At 61.3% G+C, this 18,395-nt stretch carries 8 protein-coding genes; all 8 read right to left on the bottom strand.

Features of this window, described 5'->3' with window-relative positions; translation table 11 throughout:
• Window positions 1-41 precede the first annotated feature (41 nt).
• The 8 genes from dpdD to dpdE are packed head-to-tail and all read right to left on the bottom strand — an operon-like array spanning window position 42 to window position 17,922.
• Window positions 42-2,249 carry a protein DpdD gene (gene dpdD, locus ACIBG7_RS32830; protein ID WP_397338698.1) on the bottom strand — a complete coding sequence of 736 codons (2,208 nt, stop codon included), beginning with the start codon at window positions 2,247-2,249 and terminating at the stop codon, window positions 42-44.
• Window positions 2,246-2,758 (bottom strand): phospholipase D-like domain-containing protein DpdK, encoded by a 513-nt coding sequence (gene dpdK, locus ACIBG7_RS32835; protein ID WP_397338699.1) that lies wholly within the window; start codon window positions 2,756-2,758, stop codon window positions 2,246-2,248. The genes dpdD and dpdK overlap by 4 nt, the downstream gene beginning before the upstream one ends.
• Window positions 2,755-7,239, bottom strand: a complete 4,485-nt coding sequence (gene dpdJ, locus ACIBG7_RS32840; RefSeq protein WP_397338700.1) for a protein DpdJ — start codon at window positions 7,237-7,239, stop codon at window positions 2,755-2,757. Before dpdJ ends, dpdK begins: the two co-directional genes overlap by 4 nt.
• Window positions 7,236-7,946, bottom strand: a complete 711-nt coding sequence (locus ACIBG7_RS32845) for a hypothetical protein (RefSeq protein WP_397338701.1) — start codon at window positions 7,944-7,946, stop codon at window positions 7,236-7,238. Before ACIBG7_RS32845 ends, dpdJ begins: the two co-directional genes overlap by 4 nt.
• The gene (gene dpdH, locus ACIBG7_RS32850) at window positions 7,943-10,990 is read right to left on the bottom strand and encodes a protein DpdH (RefSeq protein WP_397338702.1); all 3,048 of its coding nucleotides are present in this window, start codon (window positions 10,988-10,990) and stop codon (window positions 7,943-7,945) included. The genes ACIBG7_RS32845 and dpdH overlap by 4 nt, the downstream gene beginning before the upstream one ends.
• On the bottom strand, window positions 10,974-11,909 hold the full coding sequence (dpdG, locus tag ACIBG7_RS32855) for a protein DpdG (RefSeq protein WP_397338703.1): 936 nt from the start codon (window positions 11,907-11,909) through the stop codon (window positions 10,974-10,976). Before dpdG ends, dpdH begins: the two co-directional genes overlap by 17 nt.
• Window positions 11,909-14,515, bottom strand: a complete 2,607-nt coding sequence (gene dpdF, locus ACIBG7_RS32860) for a protein DpdF (RefSeq protein WP_397338704.1) — start codon at window positions 14,513-14,515, stop codon at window positions 11,909-11,911. Before dpdF ends, dpdG begins: the two co-directional genes overlap by 1 nt.
• A complete protein-coding gene (gene dpdE, locus ACIBG7_RS32865) occupies window positions 14,512-17,922 on the bottom strand; it encodes a protein DpdE (RefSeq protein ID WP_397338705.1) in 3,411 nt (1,136 codons plus the stop codon). Before dpdE ends, dpdF begins: the two co-directional genes overlap by 4 nt.
• Window positions 17,923-18,395 lie beyond the last annotated feature (473 nt).

An 18,395-nucleotide genomic window follows, 5' to 3' on the forward strand; every position in this document is an offset into this window, starting at 1 on the left:
CCTCCTCCTCAAGCGCATGCGTAGCGGCCTTTCTCGGCCGCTCAACCTTCAGCGAGCTCACGTAAAATGGCGGACGAGCCGCGAGAGTTGACGAGCACTACCGGTCTCCCACCTCGCTTGGCATTGATGAAGTCCGTAGCGGCGTGCTTCGCTGATGCTGTCACCACGACAAATACGTCAGCATTGGCCGCCTGGGCGGCGAGTCTGCTGCTGCCGTCGTGTTCGGCGCTCGTCTCGATGTCGATACCGGGCACCAGGGTGCGGAGTATCTGTGCCGCGCGAGTAGTGGCCGTCTCGGTTAGGGAGTAAAGCACCACCTTAGAGTCCTTCAGATAGCGATAAGGCGCACTGGGGTCGGCGTCCTCGGCCTGCTCAGTGAGTAGGTCCTTCGGCACGCCGAGTGCTAATTCGCTGGCGACTATCTTGATAGCCTCTAGATCAGTCAAGTTCAGCGCTGATTTGAAGGGCCTGACCTTCTCCATGATCTCGTAGAAGAACGGCGCTGTTGTAGCACTTGTCGCCGCCGCCGGAGTAACCGTCGCTGCCTGAAGCACGTCGATCGCCCAGGTGGTGGTCACAGCGGAGATGTTCGCCTTGACGATGAGACCGATCCATTCCAGCGTCGTGGCGAACACCTTCGGGTCGGGGTTAGCAGCCAGCAGATAGTCCAGCAGTGCCAGGGTCTGGACTCGGACGCCAGTTGAGTTCTTTTCACTCATAGCGAGTCCAGCGAGAACACGTTCGCTGAGCCCTGCGGCCCCATCCGCGACAAAGACATCGCGGTGCGCCGCCATGAACTGACCACCAAATTCACCGAGCTTTCCGAGTGCGTGATCGGAAGCGTTGACAAGCAGGTCAGTTAGTGCGTCGTCAGTTAGAGGGGCCCACCCGTCGGTGGTTTCTGGGCCGATGGCCATGACCGTCGCGTCATCGTCATGGTCTAGTGATTCGAACCAGGCTCGCCATCCCAGCTGCGGCCGGCCTTGGGTGAACTCATCCAGCCATGCAAGATCGCTACGTAGACGTGCCCCGGCCTTGTCGACCAGTTTGCGTAGATCATGCCCGGAGAGGTAGTCGGCCACCAAAGTTGCCTGCTCCGGCGCTTGCAGTTCGCGGGCGCAGGCCAGGAGGAGGTGGGTAGCCTCAAGCCCAGGCTTCAACGTAAACGCGAGGTCCAAGGCCGCCTGCAGTTCGCCCCGAAGCATAAGCCTGGTCGCCCGTTCGAGTGGCGATTCGATTGGACTTGCGGGCTGCATCGACGTGACGGGTTTGGTCACTTCGACCGACTGCTCGGCTATTTGTGTCCGGTGTATTCGAAGCACCGCACGCAAATGATCGGGTAGGCCAGACTCGATCGCGCCGGCCTCGCTCAGAAGTCGGCCTATTCTGTCGTCGGCGCCGCTCTCTATCGCGATAAGAAACTCGACGACGACTTGGGCACGAGTTGTAGGGGGTGTGCTCGAGAATAGCGGTCGGAAAAATGGGGGGAGTGTGGTGACGGCGTCGAGTAGTTCGTGCTCCTTGCCTTCTGCGTCATGAGCGGCAAACCGTGTGGCATAGACCGCTTGCTGTATCGCCTGGGTGATCCCCAGCGGTCGACGCATGGCGAGTACGTGGTCGAGGTCTCTATCCGCGAGGAGGGCCTTCCAGTCCTGCAAACCGGCGAATGCGCGCAGGCGAAGAAAAGCCAGGTTCGTTTGGTCGAGGTCGGCCGTCGCCTCGAGTTCGCGGAGACATGCTAATGCGACGCCGCGGTCTTGGGCAGCGATGGCGTGCCCAAGGTCGTCGAGTACCTCCACGGTGGTTCTAGGAGCATCCAACTCCGACGGTGGCCTGCCATTGAGGAGACGGCTCATGATCAGCAGGCTGTCGCGTACCTGTCTGCGTGAGCGCCTCGCATGCGGCTTCGACCGCGGTAGAACCTCGAAGCGCAGTGGCTGCACAGGCGACTTCAGCAGCGCGGCGTCGAACGGATCGGTGGGGTCGAGAGCACCTCGAACACGAGCAAGGTCGCTGAAGGTCGGGCCTATCCAACTGTCGAGGAGGTTTAATATCTCGCGCTGTTGGCGCTGAGTCGGCGCGAACGCATACCACCATAGGCGGCCGCGGAAACTCCGCGGCAAGAACCCGATCTGGCGTCGTTCGATAGCATTCATGAAGTTCTCGAGGATTATTTGGTCGTCCGCCTCCACCTCAGTGGGCCTGATGTCGTTGCCCGTGCCGAAGAATGCCTTGAAATCGACGCTCATGACAGTTGGTACCTGTTCTGATAGTCGACCCATGCTCGGGCGATGTGATCGGGGTCAGACACGACGGTGACGCCTTCCTCGTTCATTGTCTGGCCAAAGTAGGTGAAGTTCATCGAACCATGGATATGGAAGCGACTGCTGAGGATACCCTTGTCGTGCAGGGCGTTGCGAAGCACTAGCGTGGGTCGTGGTCCGACCGGGGCGAGCTCGGTGAGGCGCTGTCTCGTGATCGTGTTACGCGGGTCGTCGCGTATGACCACTTGGACATCAGTGCCGCGTCGAGCAAGTTCTACGAGCACCTCCGTCAGTCGTATCGGCCGGGCGGGCAACCCGGGGAGCACGCTCTTGAACTGCCCCGCCGCGTTGTCGATCACGGCGATGTCGGAAACCCAGGGGGAAAGGACCAAAAGCTGGCTCGACGGGGCCAAGAGTTCGGTCACCAGCAGATTCTGGATCAGATCGTTGAGCAGTCGGGTTTCACCTGCACCAGCGGTCGTGATCCTTCTCATGCCGACACCTCGGCAAGTTCGAGCGAGACCACGACGCTACCGTCCGGGTAGTGGTCGATCTCCACGATCCGTGGGTACACCTGGAGAAAGTCCGTCTCAATGGCGCGATCCGACAGGTCGACCAACTCCTTCGCCAGCACGGGGGCTTCCTCGGGCGTCGCGACCAACTGCGCCGAACCCTGTGAGACCAGACGGGAACGGATCATCTCGTCTGCGTTGGCATCAGTTACCCTGATCGCTTCCTCCGTGGGTGTGAAGAGACGTCGGAGCAGATCGGGCGCAGCTGGTAGATTTTCTACATAGGGGTTCCACGACTGCAGCGCATCGGCTCGTACGGCCCAACCGCGTGGCCAGAGCACACTTTGGATAGCGTCGATTCGTTGCCGCTCTGTTGAGTTCGCCGAGAGGTTTAGCCCCGCATCCAAGTCGTGCCGATGGTGCATCAGATATGCCCAGGTGCGCGGAGGAATTTCCACGCCCAGACGCTGCTCCTCGGTCTCCCACTCGTCAATGAGGGTGCGTAGCGCCTGGTCGGTATATGCGCTTGAACCTGGCCGGAGCAGGCGGTTCGCCAAGCTTGAAATTACGGCTTGTTCGGCGCCGTAGATTCCTGCGTGCCGCAACTCTGTGCGGATCCGGTCCAAGCTCTGCACCCGTTGCGCCTGTGTCACCGACCCGCGGAAGTCCGCGATAAGGGAGAGCCAGTCGTTACGCTCGGTGGCGTAGCGCACGATTCGCCGCATATGCGCGTCGACTAGTTCGTTGGTAGAAGGCTGGACTGCTCTCATGATCAGCCGGAGGAAACGCCGCGGATCCGGGCGTACCCGAGCTGCTAGCGCTTCGATGAAGCCGCCGCCGCCGATCGTTGCTTCGGTCAACCAGACCTGGCCATGCCGCAGGGTGCCGTCGAGTTCGTATCCGGGTTCGATGTCGACGAGGATTCCCTCGGGATCGTGCTCGGGACAGATCTCTCGCGCTGCCCACAAGGCAGCCTGCCCGAGCGTGGCCAGGAGGCGCTGGCGCAGCCAGGACTGGAACTGCTCTGGGGAAGGGTTCCAGACTTGCTCGGTCAACTGGTCCAGGCGAGCGACCACGTCCTGGTTAGCGAGCAGCTTTTTCAGACGCTCAGCCATCCGGTTGACTGCGGCGCTCTCGGCTTCCTCGACACCGGAACTGCGGAACATGGCGTTCAAAGTGTCTGTCAACCGGGTGGAGAAGGACGCGCGCACTGCCTGGTAGGCGTCCGGGAGTGACGTGTCCTCTGCGACGGCTGACATGAGGAGCATGCATTCAATGGTCTGGTGCAGCCATTCCAGTTGGAACCTGTTCACCTGTTCCAGCAATTTCGGGTCGTTCACCAGTAGGTGTTTAAACCAGGCGCTGCGCAGTGCTGGCTCGGCGTCAGTCGGAGGGCTGATCATTTCTGGGAGAGTGATCGTCAGGCGAAGTCCATCCACGTCATACGTCGCTCCGAGACCGACATGCTCACCCTCAAGTGAGAACTGTGCCCGGACTCTTGCCTCGCGGCCCTGGTCGAAAACCAAACTGGCCTCTGACTCAATCGCAACGCGACGGACCTCGACGTGAGCGTTCTGCGCATGCAGGAAGAAGCGCGCCTCATCAATGAGTGCGCCGATGGGATCTGAGCGAGGGATTCGGGCAACCAGTCCGGGGCCGCTTTCGAGGAACTGCGATCGCCAGACCATGCTTGCGTTGGAGGTATCCTTAATCTCCTTTGGCGTGATACTGAGTCGCAATTGATCGGGCCGGATAATAGGGATCTTCGCTGGAGTCCCGCGGAGTTCGACGGTTGCCACGTCCTGACGGTGGAACACCGGAAGGACAGGTCCGAGATCCATGATGGTCTCGCGCGCACCGTAAGGAATCGGAACCCAATGGCGCTGCTCAAGGTTGCGGGTCGCGAATCGCCGAGACACCCGCCCCGGAGCATATTCGCGGAGCATTTGGGCCAACCCCATCGCGTGAAATTCTTCCTTTTCCCAGTGCTGCTGGGGAGGGACAATGACGTACCCCTCTGGGAGGGCGAGTTCGCTGAACAAATTCACGGGAAAGAAGTCGGGAAGCGGATTGTCTCCCATTGAGTCCTGGCCCTTGACGTATCGGTCTGGGCCGGCCACCGACCACTCGGTCTCGAGTCGTCGCACCAGTGTTGGCACGGCAGCGAGCATGAGGGGCCGCGGCGGGTGCCAGAGGATCTCTGCGGCGAGGTTTTCTGGGACCTGGAGCGCACCTTGGATCCAGAGGCGCAGACTGCGCTGCCGGTCAGGATTGCGGAGAAGGCTGCGCAGAACGGTAGCAGCGCTTTCCTGGATCCTCCGATTGTCTGGGTACTTGGGATCCGTGAGTCCCTTCAAGTCACGCCAGAGGTTCGCACGAGGGTGGGCCGCTTGGAGTTGCTCCGCGAGCCAATCAAGCATCGCCAAGGTTGCTTGCATGCGGAGCACGGCGCGGTTGCGGATTGGGAGTACTAGTGCGGGCAGCACTGGATCGAAGAGCGTGTCCCAGGCTTCGTAGGCGACGCGATCCCGTCCATAGTCAGAAAGCACTACAACCGTGTACGGGCGCATTGCTCGGCTTCGCCCGGCACGTCCCTTGCGCTGGAGGAATGGAGCGACACCACGTGGTGCCTTGTGCTGAAGCACGGCGCCGACATTCGGATCGTCGAAGCCGACCTCGAGCGAGGCGGTTGCAACCACCAGTTGGGATTCGACGTCCACCCCAGCATCTTGAGAGGTGGTCCGGCTTACTTTGAGCCCTGTGCCATCGAGTTTGTGCCCCAGCTTCAGTGGAAGGTCCCAGACCTGTCCGGCGCGTCGCTGCCCGGTGAGGTCCCCCTGTCCGGTACGTCGCATCGATGCCAGCGGCGCTTTGGACTGCCGGACGCGGTCATTCCGGAGATCTTGCCCCTCCGCGTCAAGGAGATAGGAGTACAGTCGATTGGCTACGTCGAGGTCATCGGTGAAGACGAACGCCTTGGTCCCGAGTAGCCCGTCCGATGTTCGGGTCCTGGGTTCGTCAAGGACTCGTGGCAAGAGCATCGCCGTCTGGATTGTTGTCGACAGGACTGATGCACCGCTGGTCGGATCGCTACGCACCGCGATCATGTACTCGGCGCCCTCGTAGTCCATCTCATCCGCGCCTGGTTCGATGCTGGTGACTAACTCGTCATCGACACCGGTCAGATCGCCCATATGGCGCACAGCGTTGGAGAGCGTCGCGGAGAGCCCAACGAAGGTGACTGGGCTGTGCAGGGCGTGGTGCCAGCGTCGCAGAACCAGAGCTGCTTGAGCCCCGGTGGTGCCGTTGTATGTGTGGATTTCGTCGAGCAACATCAAGCGCGGCTTCTTGGGCACGCCGACGCCGAACAGTTGCCGTAGCGAGAGGTCGGAGAGTCCCCGGTTGAGCATCTCCGTTGTGGTGAACAGCACGTCAGGTGGCTGCTTGGTCATCTGCTGACGGGTCAGAACGAGCCTGCCGTTATCAAATGCTCCACCACAAGTTCCACAGGTAAGACGCTCTATCTTCCACTGGACGTCCTGATGGGACCAGAAAAGCGTGCCGCCGCAGATGGCGTAGCCGTCGCCGGGGCACGTGAAGTGGGGGCACCTGAATCCCTGGGGATGCTTTGTCCACGTCGAGTAGGAGGCGGATAGAGCTTTCAGGGTGTGGGGGGTGTCCTTATTAAGGACCCCAATGGTCATCGGCCGTCCATTTGTCTCAATCCAGACCGAATCGAGTCGCCGGGCGTGCGCAAATGCTGTGTTGAGTTGGTCCTTGAGCAGTTCGTTGCGGGGATATACGGCCAGTGCGCGGGTCCACACGGACTGGTCTTGGAGCCCTGTCAGGTAGGCAAAGGCCGGCAGGTAGAAAGCGAGTGTCTTGCCGCTTCCGGTGCCGGCACCCACGACCGTGGCCGTGGTGATGTTCGACTGCAGTGCAGTCATTATTTGGCGGGTGGCGCGGACCTGGAACCCGCTGAGGTCGTGGTGCTTGCCGTCCAAGAAGGTCATCGCGTCGATGACTTGACGGTAGATGTTGTGGACACCACCTGTTCCTTCGAGGACTGCCTCTCTGGGTTGGTCGCGTCGGGGGTACGCACGCGACCGTCGCGCGTAGCGGAAGTCGGCGATGAGTGGGGTGCCTTGCCGCCAGGCCACCGATGGGTCGGCGGAGAGAAATATCTGGCGTAGTCGGGCAAGGAGGCGAAGTGCCTCCCCGTTTCGTGTACGCCACCGTGGCGGTGAAGCTGCGGCATCACGAATGATCATGCCCTTGTGGTCGAGCGCATCGATCACGTCTTGGGCCGCGGTGAGTGCGCCCGACTCGTTCAGCACGAGGTCGACCAGTGCGTGTAGTTCGTCGTCAGTGAACCCGCCGTCGACGACGCCCCAGGACAGGAGTGGGTCCTCGTGTGCCTCAAGGACATCGAGAATCTTGCGCTCGATCTTCTGGGGCGTCACTGGAGTCGCACCCAGAAGCGATCGAGGATCCCCAGCCTCATCAGGCCGGCCAGAACCTCGGGTGTGAAGGAACTCAAAGGCATCCCTGTTGTCCCCTGAGCGTTCAAGATCACTTTGGCGAGGGTTGGGTCGACGAGTCTACTGATCCGTTCACCGCAGGACCGGAGAGTCCCCAACGCGCTGGACAACTTTGCGACGTCCCCCAATTCGGGAACAGCGCGGTTGTTTAGGATAGCGAGCACGCTCTGCGCCTTCTCGATCTCGATATGGATGTCTTCGACCTCAATGCCGCTCCTGGCTAGCGTAGCGACAAGATCCTCATTGATCGCCGGTATTTCACGGCTTCGCAATGTTGCCCATGCTTCCTCGACGGACTGGCGAAGAAGCTTCACGAACGGTTGGACGGCCTTGAGTCGCGCTCTCGCCTCGTCCAGTGGCGCGTCAACGGTCTGGCCAGGCAGTGCGCCGGTGAGGGCCTGGAGCGTAGCGATCACCTGCGTTGCTCTTTGAGGCAAGTCGGAGTCGATGCTGACCCCGGCCGCGCGGAGTTCGGCCACGCCGTTGGCCAACTGTCGAACTGTTTCGATGTATGCCTCGACCTGCTCGGCTAAGGTCACCAACTCGCCGGTACGGCGCTTGATTGAGTTCTCGTCGTCAGCAGTTGCAGCCGCCACACGTAGTCGCTGGACCTGCTCGATGAGAGTCATGCTGTCTCCTCGGGGCCGGTCACGTTCGCGATTTCACGGCTCAAGGTCTTCAGTCCGGCAACCAGACGATTGAGCGCCTCGACGTGCTCGCGCTGTGCCTCAGAGGCAGATCCCGCCTTCAGCTTCTGCTCCAACGCCGCCACGGCGGCCAGAGTTGGGTTGAGCCAGTTTCGGATTCGCACCGCTGACCCTTCCCAATCCGAAGTCACCAGGTGAAGACGCTCGTCCGCAGTGAGAGCGTCCCAGGTTCGCAGTCTCTCACTGATGCCCTCCACCTTCTTGAGATCGCCGGGTTTCACCGCCTTGGCAGCACCGGTGAGGGCCGGCACGTCGATCGAAGCTGGAAGATCGCCCACGTGTGACCGCTCAGTGACCACAGTGTTGAGCGCTTTGGCGACCTCAGCAATCTCCCCCCCGAGATCGCCCACATTCGGCATCAAATCCAAGGCTTCCTTGAGCAAGGGCTCCAACATTGCGATTCGGATCTGAACGCTGTCCACCAGTGGGGTGATGAAATTGGTGTCCTGCTCGGACCACGTTGTGTTGGCGTTGGTGCGAACGGCGCGGAGGAGACGGGGGAGATCGAGGGCTAGTGGCTTGCCGCCTGAGCCTTGACTATAAGACGCCATGCGGAGCAGTCGTTGTTGGAGCAACTCTCGCTCTGGCTTCTGCTCGGTGCCGATGAAGCGATCCTGCCACCGTCGCAGTTGAGGTCGTACGGCTGCGTCCGCGAGCTTCGGGGGCGAGGCGAAGATCGCCTTAACCCGGCTGAGTGGGTCAGGCTTGTAAGCGTCGGAGATGCCGAGGGCCTTGCTGACCGTCAGCAGGGTATGGGTGAGGCGGACCAGTTCGGGCTCATCACGCTGCTCCTGAGGAAGGAGAGAAACGGAGACGCGTGCCGCCCATGTCCGGACCTTCTCCACACATAGGCGCTGGAGTAGCTCCCCGTTCGGAACGGTAACCCAGGATCCCGCCTCGTTCACCCATGCGAGTGCTCGGAGCACACGGACATCCTCGTCGTTGGTGCGGTCAATCGGGATGAGCGCCTTTTGCAGTCTGTTGTCGTCCAACGCGATCGAGTTCGTCGCATCGAAGGACGGCGAGAGTTCCTTCTTTCCGCTGGTCCAGTAACCGTCGCCACCGTATCCGTCTTCGAATCCCAGATAAGCCGTGACAGCGGCATGCACGATGTTTCTGAGGCTGTTGCGGTCGCTCTGATTGAGGTCTCCAGTGGTATGCCAGCGGTCGACGGCCCGGACCAGATGCGGCTCCTGCGTCGGCGCTGGCGACTGCGCGGAAGGTATGGGGGTGGCCAGTTCGGCGTTGTGCTGCCCGCGGTCTTCCTGTCTACCCGGAGACTGCCCTAAGGGTGCCGGGGCAGTGTCGAGTCCGTCCAAGGGAGGGATGCCGAACGCGTCATGGATTGTCGGGTCGAGATTCTGGGGCCCGTTGCCCGAACCCCAGAAGCGGACCATCCGGACGCGGCGTTGGGAGAGTTCGGGGTCGCCCGGCGTGCCCAGTCGGACCTGATCCTCGATGTTGTTGAGGATGTCCAGCGCGCCGGCGCGAAAGTCGTTCTCGAACCCAGCGCTCGGGAAGCGGCCTTCGTCCAGTTCGATTTGGTCACGGTGAAGTACCGGGCGCAGAACGCGGGTCAGAACGTCGCGAGCGACGAAGCCACCGTCCCTGGACTGACTTCGGATAGCCAGGTCGAGCGCAGTTTTGCTGAACGGAAAGAGACCAATATCGTTGACCTGGCCAAACGCCCGGTGGCACTTCTCCTGAACTGGGCACTGGCTGCAGTGGTTCGGCACCGGCAGTCGGCCATGGTGGTTTTCGTCGATGATCTGGGAACCGACGCGCACCGCGTTGAGGTATCGGGCGGCGAATCCCGTGGGGTCGAACGTCGCTTTCCTGTCCGCTGGGAGTTCGAGATCGAAGACTTTGTACGTGCGCGTGTACACCGTCTCCGGCATCTGATTGACGAAGTAACCAGTTGTGACGGCCATGACTACACGCATCGGGCATAGGGCGACATCTGCGGTCGGGATGAGGGTGATTGCGTCGATGAGTCCACCCTGGATTCCCTGAAAGATTGAAAAATCCTCGATGAGGAGGAGTAGTTCAAGTCCCTGCTCGCGTAGGTCGAGGCGTAGTTCGACGAGGAGTTGTTTGAGGTCATCCCCCCCAATTCCGAAGACCTCACTGACCGCAGGTCCGAGCTGCTCGTTGAGCATCTTCGCTGCAAGATCGCGCAAGCTCACGTCGCTGGTCAGCACTCCTGCAACACTTGCAGCATCAGCGCCGGCCTTGCTGACGTCATCGACTGAAAGGTTTAGGTCCGTTGCGCTGAATCCGAAGGCATCCTCTTTGTCCTCTGTGCCCTTGCCGGAGAGTTTCTCCCGCACCAGGCGTGCGATGAGGCCATCATCGGCAAGGAGACGGTTGCGGAACACGGGATCACCGAGTAGGGCCGGCAGGCCTGTTGGCGAGGCAAGATATTCGCGAAGTTCGTTCTCTTCGGGTGTGCCGTCCTTGCGTGCCCCCCGAGTCTCTACGAGGACGGCGAGAGCATTGCGCAGGCGGAGTCGTGCCTCGGTCTCGTCCGAGGCGGCGTCGACGGCAGTGGCCACCCTGGCGCGCAACTCCTCGGCCCGCTTACTAGTGGCATGTTGAAGAATGAGTTCAAGGATCCCGCGGAGCGACATCCGATGCTTCGGGACAAAGATCAGCCTGGTCTTGTCCGTAGTCTTCAAGTTGACCCGGAGCCAGCGAACCAGATGCGACTTCCCCGTACCCGACTTTCCGAGGATCGGAATGATGGGCTGGTCTTCTGGCAGCTCCTGGACGGCACGCAACAGGGACTGCTCGTCGACGACGGTGCCGCCGACGGCGCTGTCCACTTGATCGCGTCGAATGATCGGAATCGAAGTATGCGTTGCGAGGAACACCCCATCTGAAGTGCTCTCCGCCTCCACGGGAATGATCGCCGACGCCTCATCGGCCCTCCAGCACGCAACAGGAAGGTCACCCCGCCAACTCATATTTTCCTCCTCCAAACAGGGTGACGTGTGTCCGGCGACTGCTGTCGAACCGCGAGAGGCGGACACCATCAGCGTCAGGCAGGGTGTCTAATACCAGTCGACCGCGGTCCTCCAGGACACGCAGCGCCTGCCCCACAGAACTGTCGACACAGTCTTGTGCGACGCCTGGATCAGGGTCTGCGCCGATCAAGGACCTGGTAAGAGAAACGCGGACAAGACCACCGTGAAGAACGGGCAATTTGGTCGCCAGGCGATTGAGGAAGTCGCCGATCGGGATCTGCCCGGCCGGCAGTTCATCCAGTACGTCGTCGATTGCGATGATAGGCAGGGGTACGAGCCCCGGTTTCGCTCGTACGGGTGAGGGCGAGGCCATGCCAAGCGCCAGTGCCCAACGGCCGAATGCGCCCCACCGCGTATCGTTCGTGATAGCCCAAGTCTCGTTGCTCTGGCCGGGGAACTGAGCCTGCTGCAGCGTCTGGACGTTGTCTGCCCACGACAGGGGACGTCCGAGTGCGTCCTGTGCGAGAAACCAGGAGAGTGCGCGAGCCAGGTCGCGTGCGCCACTTGTATGACCCTCACCTGTGACCGTACGCCAGGGGTCGCCGTCTCGATCTAGATTTAGAGCATGCATCTGTAGTGCACGACGGAACTTCGCTGGCGACTGCGTGGTACCGCTGTTGGTGGCGGTGTCGGTCACAGTGATCACGCCGGACTTGTCGAGGGAGAGCATCCCGATTGTCCGAAAGGCGAGCAGAGTGTTCCTGATGCCGTCAGGCGCAGTGCTGCTGTCGTTCAGCCCTGGCGGCTTGAACACCTCAACCAACTCTTCCTCGGTCCAGGGACGCCTGGACTCGATGAGGAAGTTGATGATGGCACGACCGAGGCCAGGAAGGCTTCGCGGCGGGTTCAGGACAGCCATCAGAGTCTCCTGAGGAAGTCATCGATGTTCCAGTGCGGGCTCCGGATATTTTTGACAAGTTCGTCCGGATATGCCGGGTCGTGCATGTTTTCGGGTACTACCACCACTCGTAGTGGGCCGCTTGTTGGAGCGAGCCATGATGTAGGAGGCGTATCCCCGTGGTCGATCAAGATGAGGCTCGGTACCGACAGACGAGTAGGTATTCCGCGTGTACGTATTGCCTCCATGGCCACCATGCCCTCGTCGGCGAACCGTGATGCTGTGCTTATCGCTGGGAGCGCCAGCAGTGTCGCTGAGGCGACGATGCCGCGTATGCCATTGGTGACGCATGCCTGGACGAGATTGCTCAGTGTGCTGCGAAGGCGTCCATCGGCATATGTCACCACGAGGCTGCGATGGCCGATTGCCAGAGCCTCCAGCGCCGAACTGGTCCTCCTGTCGAGGTCAGGTACGAATGCTTCCGCAACGAGTGGACGCGCGGCCCGAAAGTTGGGTTCATGAATATGCTTGTCCGCAGGACACCCTGAGCACGCTGGCGAAACGGTCTGGGACGCGTGCATAGTGCCTATGTTTGTGTAGGAGTATTCCTCGCTGAGCACATGCCCCCAGCAGTCGTCTCTCGCCAGTAGGCGGGCCACTCGCGCCATTGAGGCTGATTCGGATTCCTTGATCTCTGTGCGTACCCGCTGTAGGGCAGCTTCGATGGTTTGCCGGTCTAGGTTGGCGACATTAGGGCGAAGCCGTACCAGGACTTGGCGTATGAAGGTGGCCCACTCTGCATTGAGCCGTGCTTTCCACGATTCCTCGGACTCGTCAGGTGCGCGTTCGATCGTCGGAGGGGCCATCCTCTCGATAGTGATGAGGCCTGCGCGCTCCATGAGAACCAGTGTGTTGCGGTTCCATAACTGGTTGGAGTCTGAGGGATATTCGTTGTGCTCAGGTACGACGCCGGTGTCCAGGATCAGGCCTCCGGCCGCCCTATTTGAATGCATACGGTGCGAGCGCATGGCAACCCATCGGTTCCACGCCTTCGTGTTCCCGATCAAGGTTGTTGTCTCGATTTGCCGGCCCTCGCTGGTGTCGGAGTCGGCGGGTAGCCATACAGAGAGCGCGGCATGGCCGTCCCGCCCGGCGCGGCCGACCTCTTGGTAGAAGCGGTCGACTGAGGCGGGGACACACGCGTGCATCACCGTGCGTACGTCGCTCTGGTCGACGCCGAGGCCAAAGGCGCTGGTGCCGACCACGACGTCTATTGATGTCGGTTCGCCGTCGCCGGACCAGCTGCGCAGGATGTCGAGGCGTTCGGCGGAACCGATGTCTCCGTGGAAGACAGCGGTTCGGGCGAAGCCAACTTCCCGTAGGCGCCCGGCGATGATTTCGGCTGGTCTCTTCTTGGTGGTGTAGATGATCGCGGGCCGAGGGAGATGATGCAGCGCCTCAACCACGCGTTCGATGCGGACAGTTGGCGACGACGTGGTGCCGAGGAGGTACCGCAACTCGGTGCGCAGGAAGGTCGAACCGACGAACAGTGAGTCGGTGGTGCCTGCGAAGAGTTGATCGTTCAGCAGAAGGCTGGATGCTGAGAGGGTTGCGCTCAGGAGCGTGACGCGTGGTGGGGCATGTCCGGCGCCTGTCGCGACTTCGCGGAGTTCGCCTACCAAGGAGGCGACGATCTGGAACTCGGGCCGGAAGCTAAGGCCCCACAAGCGCACCAGGTGTGCCTCGTCGATGACAAGGTGGGTGAGTTGGCCGGAGGCCGTCAGAGTCCGGAGCAAGGAGGCGAGTCCGGAAACGAGAGCCTCGGGCGAGGTGAGGAGAATCCGTTGCGTCCCATCGCGCAAGCGTTCTTTGATAGTTTCGCGTTCTTCTTCGGCGCGATCACTGTAGTAGGCCAACTCTCGGGGGAGTTCGGACGTTGGGAATCGTCCCCGTAGCTGGCGCTCCTGATCGAGGGCCAAGGCGGTGGTGGGCACCACTATGACAGTGGTCCCTTCCGGACGAAGCAGACCGGGAGCCAAGCCGACAATCGACTTGCCGGTGCCGGTAGGCAGGACCACGTGCAGGGTGGAAGCTGGGTCCGCCAGTGCGGCGGTTCGGATCGCACTAGCCTGACTGAGCGAACGGTAGTGGTCGATGTCGGGAGCGATCGAGTTCAACGCGGGATCCACCGGCACCGGGGTATCCGGGCGGGCGTAGGTAGGCACTTTCGTCCCGTTGGCCAATACATATGGGCCAGGGCTTGCGCAGGCAAGATCGATCCAGCGGGGATCGCCGTGGAGCCAACTGGGCGCCCAAACATTGCCGAGTCGAACGATGTGCCGGGTGGCTCCAAACCGTTCTGCGTACAGGCTGGCTCGCTTGAGCGCGTTTAGTTCGACGCCGCGTTTGTGAAGGTCGATCTCCAGTCCGTGGTTGCGCCGACCGGTGACTCCTACCTGGTGGCGGAGCACCTGACCGAGCAAAGCCGCAACGTCACCACTGATCGCGGCCCCCGGCACGTTGGACTGCCACGCGTCCACGAGTCGACGGTGCGGTCCGCTGAGGTGTTTTGTCGGCTCCGAGTTCCCGAGAAGAATGCGCTGAACGATGTCAAACTGAGCGGTCACGCGTATCCGTCCTGCTCGAAGCTGCGCCCCGAGACAATGACCACACCGGTGCTGTCTAGGCGGAGCAAAGGCATCCGGACGGCTGCTGTCAGAGCCTGACCGACCATGGATTCGATTCTTATCTCCTCTTCGAGAATGGCGCGCTCGTTCCCGTCTGAACGCACGGCGCGCAACCTCAGTTGGTTAAGTCTTGTCGCCATGTCGGCCTCCGCGAGCGCCAACGCCCGCGTCTGGGCCTGGACCACGACGTCGTCGCCGCGAATCAGGTGCTGAGCGGAGTTCTCGACCGATCGCCAGCGTTGCCCCCATCTCTCGGCCGGCACTAATTCGTATGCGCGCTCGATCCGCTTCCGGTTAAGGGCGTAGTCACCTCCATCCCTACCGGTGATCGGTTTCGCATACGGTGCTTGTAGGGCGTTAAGGTGTCGTTCGTCGGAGAGCGGATTTCCATCCTCGTCCATCCACACCGTAACGATAAGAGGCGGAAATATCCCGTCGGCTCGGCGCCTCAGCGATGGCCGATCGAAGCGCCCGTCGGTCAGTGTTGCCGCCAGTCGACGAAATTCATCAGCCTCGCTGGTAGCCCCAAATGGGTTCACCTCGATGGCGTAGTCAAAGCGATAGACAGGGCACTCCTCGCGCGGCCAGTCCGGAAGCCAGCGCCACATGCCGAATGCACGGCCACGATCGTCATTCCAAAGAAAGTCGGAGACTGCGTCGATGAACTGATCGCCATATCGGTAAAGGCGAACATTTTCATGTTCGACCGCCACCGTGCGTACGAACGTGCCACGATGACCAGTGAGTGGTACGAAATCGCGCTTAAGCCTCCAGGCAGGAACGAGTGGGATCTGGGCCTGCCCGCTGGGGAGTTTTCCGATCGGTTCATAGCCGCCTATCGTGTGCACGGGATCACCGACAGGCTCGAAGCGGAGGTTCCCGATGGCTCGCCGGGAGGACAGCAGGGCATCAGTGAGGTCAGCGAACGAGGATGCCTGATTCTCGAAAGCCATCATCTGACCGTACACAGATCGCTCGTCGGTGGGCGACTCGATGCTGTCCAGGGCATCCTGTTCACGTACGCGCTCAACTTCATCATCCAGGATCGTGCGAACCGTATCGATTGCCTCATCAACTGCATCGACGCCCTGCTCGAACAACATTTGCCATGCGGTGTCCGTGGCCAGATCCACCGCGCGTTGCAGGCTGGCCACGGATTTGTCGAAAAGCCCGAATCCTTCTGTGAGGATCCTCATCCACGCCTCTGCAAACGACTCTGTCTCCCCCGGTTCCGCTACCCAGTAGGAACGCCAGGCGCTACCGTCACGACGAACATCCCAGCGATCACACCTGCCGATGCGCTGCTCAAGGCGATTCGCTCCCGGTGGCACGCCCACGTGGACTAGTAGGTCGGCGAACTGGAGGTTGCGTCCCTCCTCGGCGGAGGAGTCAGCGACGAGGATGGACGCCGATCGGGTCTGTTCGAAGGTTAGAACAGCCTTCTCGGACATAGTGGGCGGATCGCTCGCCACGTGCTGGAGGACGTTGTTCGGGAGCAGTTTGCGGAGTTCTTCGGCTACTTCTGTGGCCATGTCTGGCGTTGGGCAGAAGACGACCGCCCGTTCACGCGCCCCGAATCGATAGGTCAGTGCGTCGACCAAAGGGCGCGATATCCCGTATTGACGGCTAACGAGACGGAGGTCGCTATCGATCCGATCGAGGGCGTCCTGCTCACCCTGTGTCGCTGCTACTCGCGATCGCGCCCAGCGGCGGAGTCCGTCTGAATCCAGAGCCAGCGAGACTGCGGTCGCCAAGGCAGACGCCGCCTCGCGGCGGGCCTCCTGGTCGGACTCGCGGGCCGCAAGGGCCTCCTGGCGCCAGTTATCCAGAAGACGAGTTACGTCAAGGACGATAGGCGATTCGAGGGAGATCGGCTCTGGGCGGAGACGCCCGGTGACTCGGTAGGACCCTTCTAGGGCAGTTGTGCGACGGGTGCGTAGCATGCGGCGGTGGACCCGGTACACCTCGGAGATGTGTGTGCGGAGCGAGTCGATCGCCATGGATAGGGCGTCCTGGTCTCGTTCCTCGATAGTCTTCTTCGCCCTAGCAACCAAGGCGGTCACTTCTGCGTCTTCGGGAAACGCTGTATCGATCTCGGCGAGACGATTCCTTAGCAGGACACCGGGCAGTCCCGGTCGTAGTCCGAGAAACAGTCGGCCGAGACCACCTCGGGCCTTCAGGAGCTCTCTCAGGTCCTCGACCGTAGTCTCGCGATACACAGCAGGGTCGAGCCACTTGAGCATCGAGAGGAATGCCTCTTCGTTGTGCAGTGCCGGCGTCGCTGAGAGCAGCAGGAGGCGTGGACTCACGGTCGTGATCTCGGCGAGGCGAGCATAGCGAGCGGACAACTCCTTCTGCTCGCTATTCGCTAGGCGGGCAAGATTATGCGCCTCGTCAACCACTACCAGATCGGCGCGATCCCAGGTGTCGGGTTCGTCGTCGCGAGCAAAATTTATCCGAGCATCCGGAAAATCGTGAACCCGAAACTTGCTGATCAGTTCCCGACGCCATTGTTCGACGAGAAATGGCGGAAGAACCAGTTGCACCGTAAGATACGGATTGTCCAAAAGTAATTGCCGGATAACAAGACCAGCCTCGATTGTCTTGCCGAGGCCGACCTCATCTGCCAGCAGATACCGTTGCACTGGGTCCTGCAATACCCGCCACGCCGTTTCGATCTGATGTTTGTAGAGTTCGATGCAGCTCGACAGGGCCCCCCGCATGCCATGCGCCGCCGAGCGCTGCGCGAGGATGCTCTGCAGGAAGGGGCGACGCATGTCGGCCAGAAGAGGAGACTCCAGCAATCCTGTGCTTGCGAAACCGACAGGGTCGGTCAGTGGGCGATCCCCGCGGACGTACAGGTCCTTTTCGGTGACATAACCCTCCCATTCGTGTCCACGCACATAGATGTCCCGTTGTGCTGTGGTTTCAACGATCCGACCCGAGCGCCACCTATCGTCAGCAAGCCAGAAAACCCTGAGTTCTGGAGCCAGAGTGAACCGCTTCAGGCTCGCCCTGGGGACGGTTTCGCGATGGCGCTCGTCCGGATGCTGTCCAGGAGTGTCGAAGTACTCGAGGACCAAGTCATCACCGTCTCGACCCACCAGTTTTCCGGGCCCCAGTGTGTTGGCGCTAGACATGAGCAGGTCGCCACGGTTCAACGATGTGCTCCGGGAGCCACGGCTACGTGCCTCTGGACCGTTCCCACTCTTCACGTCGGAACGGGTGGTCGTTACGTTCTTCACGTGACCATCGGCGCTGCGTGATCCGCGGCATTGCGGGAAGCGTGAACAACCCCAAAAGTAGTTGCCTGCGTTACGTCCTCGGGATGCGACTCGCATCACCATGCTGGAACCGCACAGGGGACACAGGACACCCTCATCCGTCAAGTGACGTCCCTCCGCCGTGGGCAGTACGCCCCGCGACGATCTGAAGGTGTGTCGGTGCTGACATTCACCTGTCCACACTGCTCCCGCATTTACTCCTGCCCCTGATCAGCGCCCGCCGCCATGCGTCCCCCTCGGCCCAACCGTGACACCCTCGCCGGCCCTCTGGGATCGCGTGAGAAGGTCGGTGTAAATGGCCAAGCGTAAGGCAAACCCCAAAAAGGACATTCTCCAAGGACTGTCCTGCCATTCGGGGCTCCCTCGCACGGCTCCCGACGACCAGGAAGTCCGCAATATACCACGACCCGGGGCCTCCTGCACCGTTATGCCGCTCTCAAGTACGAGTTATGGGTGCGCCATAATTGGTATTCCTAACGGTGCCTTGTCATCTCAGGGCTGTCCGATACAGAGAGCGCCCCTTAGTGTCGCCGAGA

The organism is Nonomuraea sp. NPDC050328 (assembly GCF_044459405.1).
GTDB lineage: Bacteria > Actinomycetota > Actinomycetes > Streptosporangiales > Streptosporangiaceae > Nonomuraea.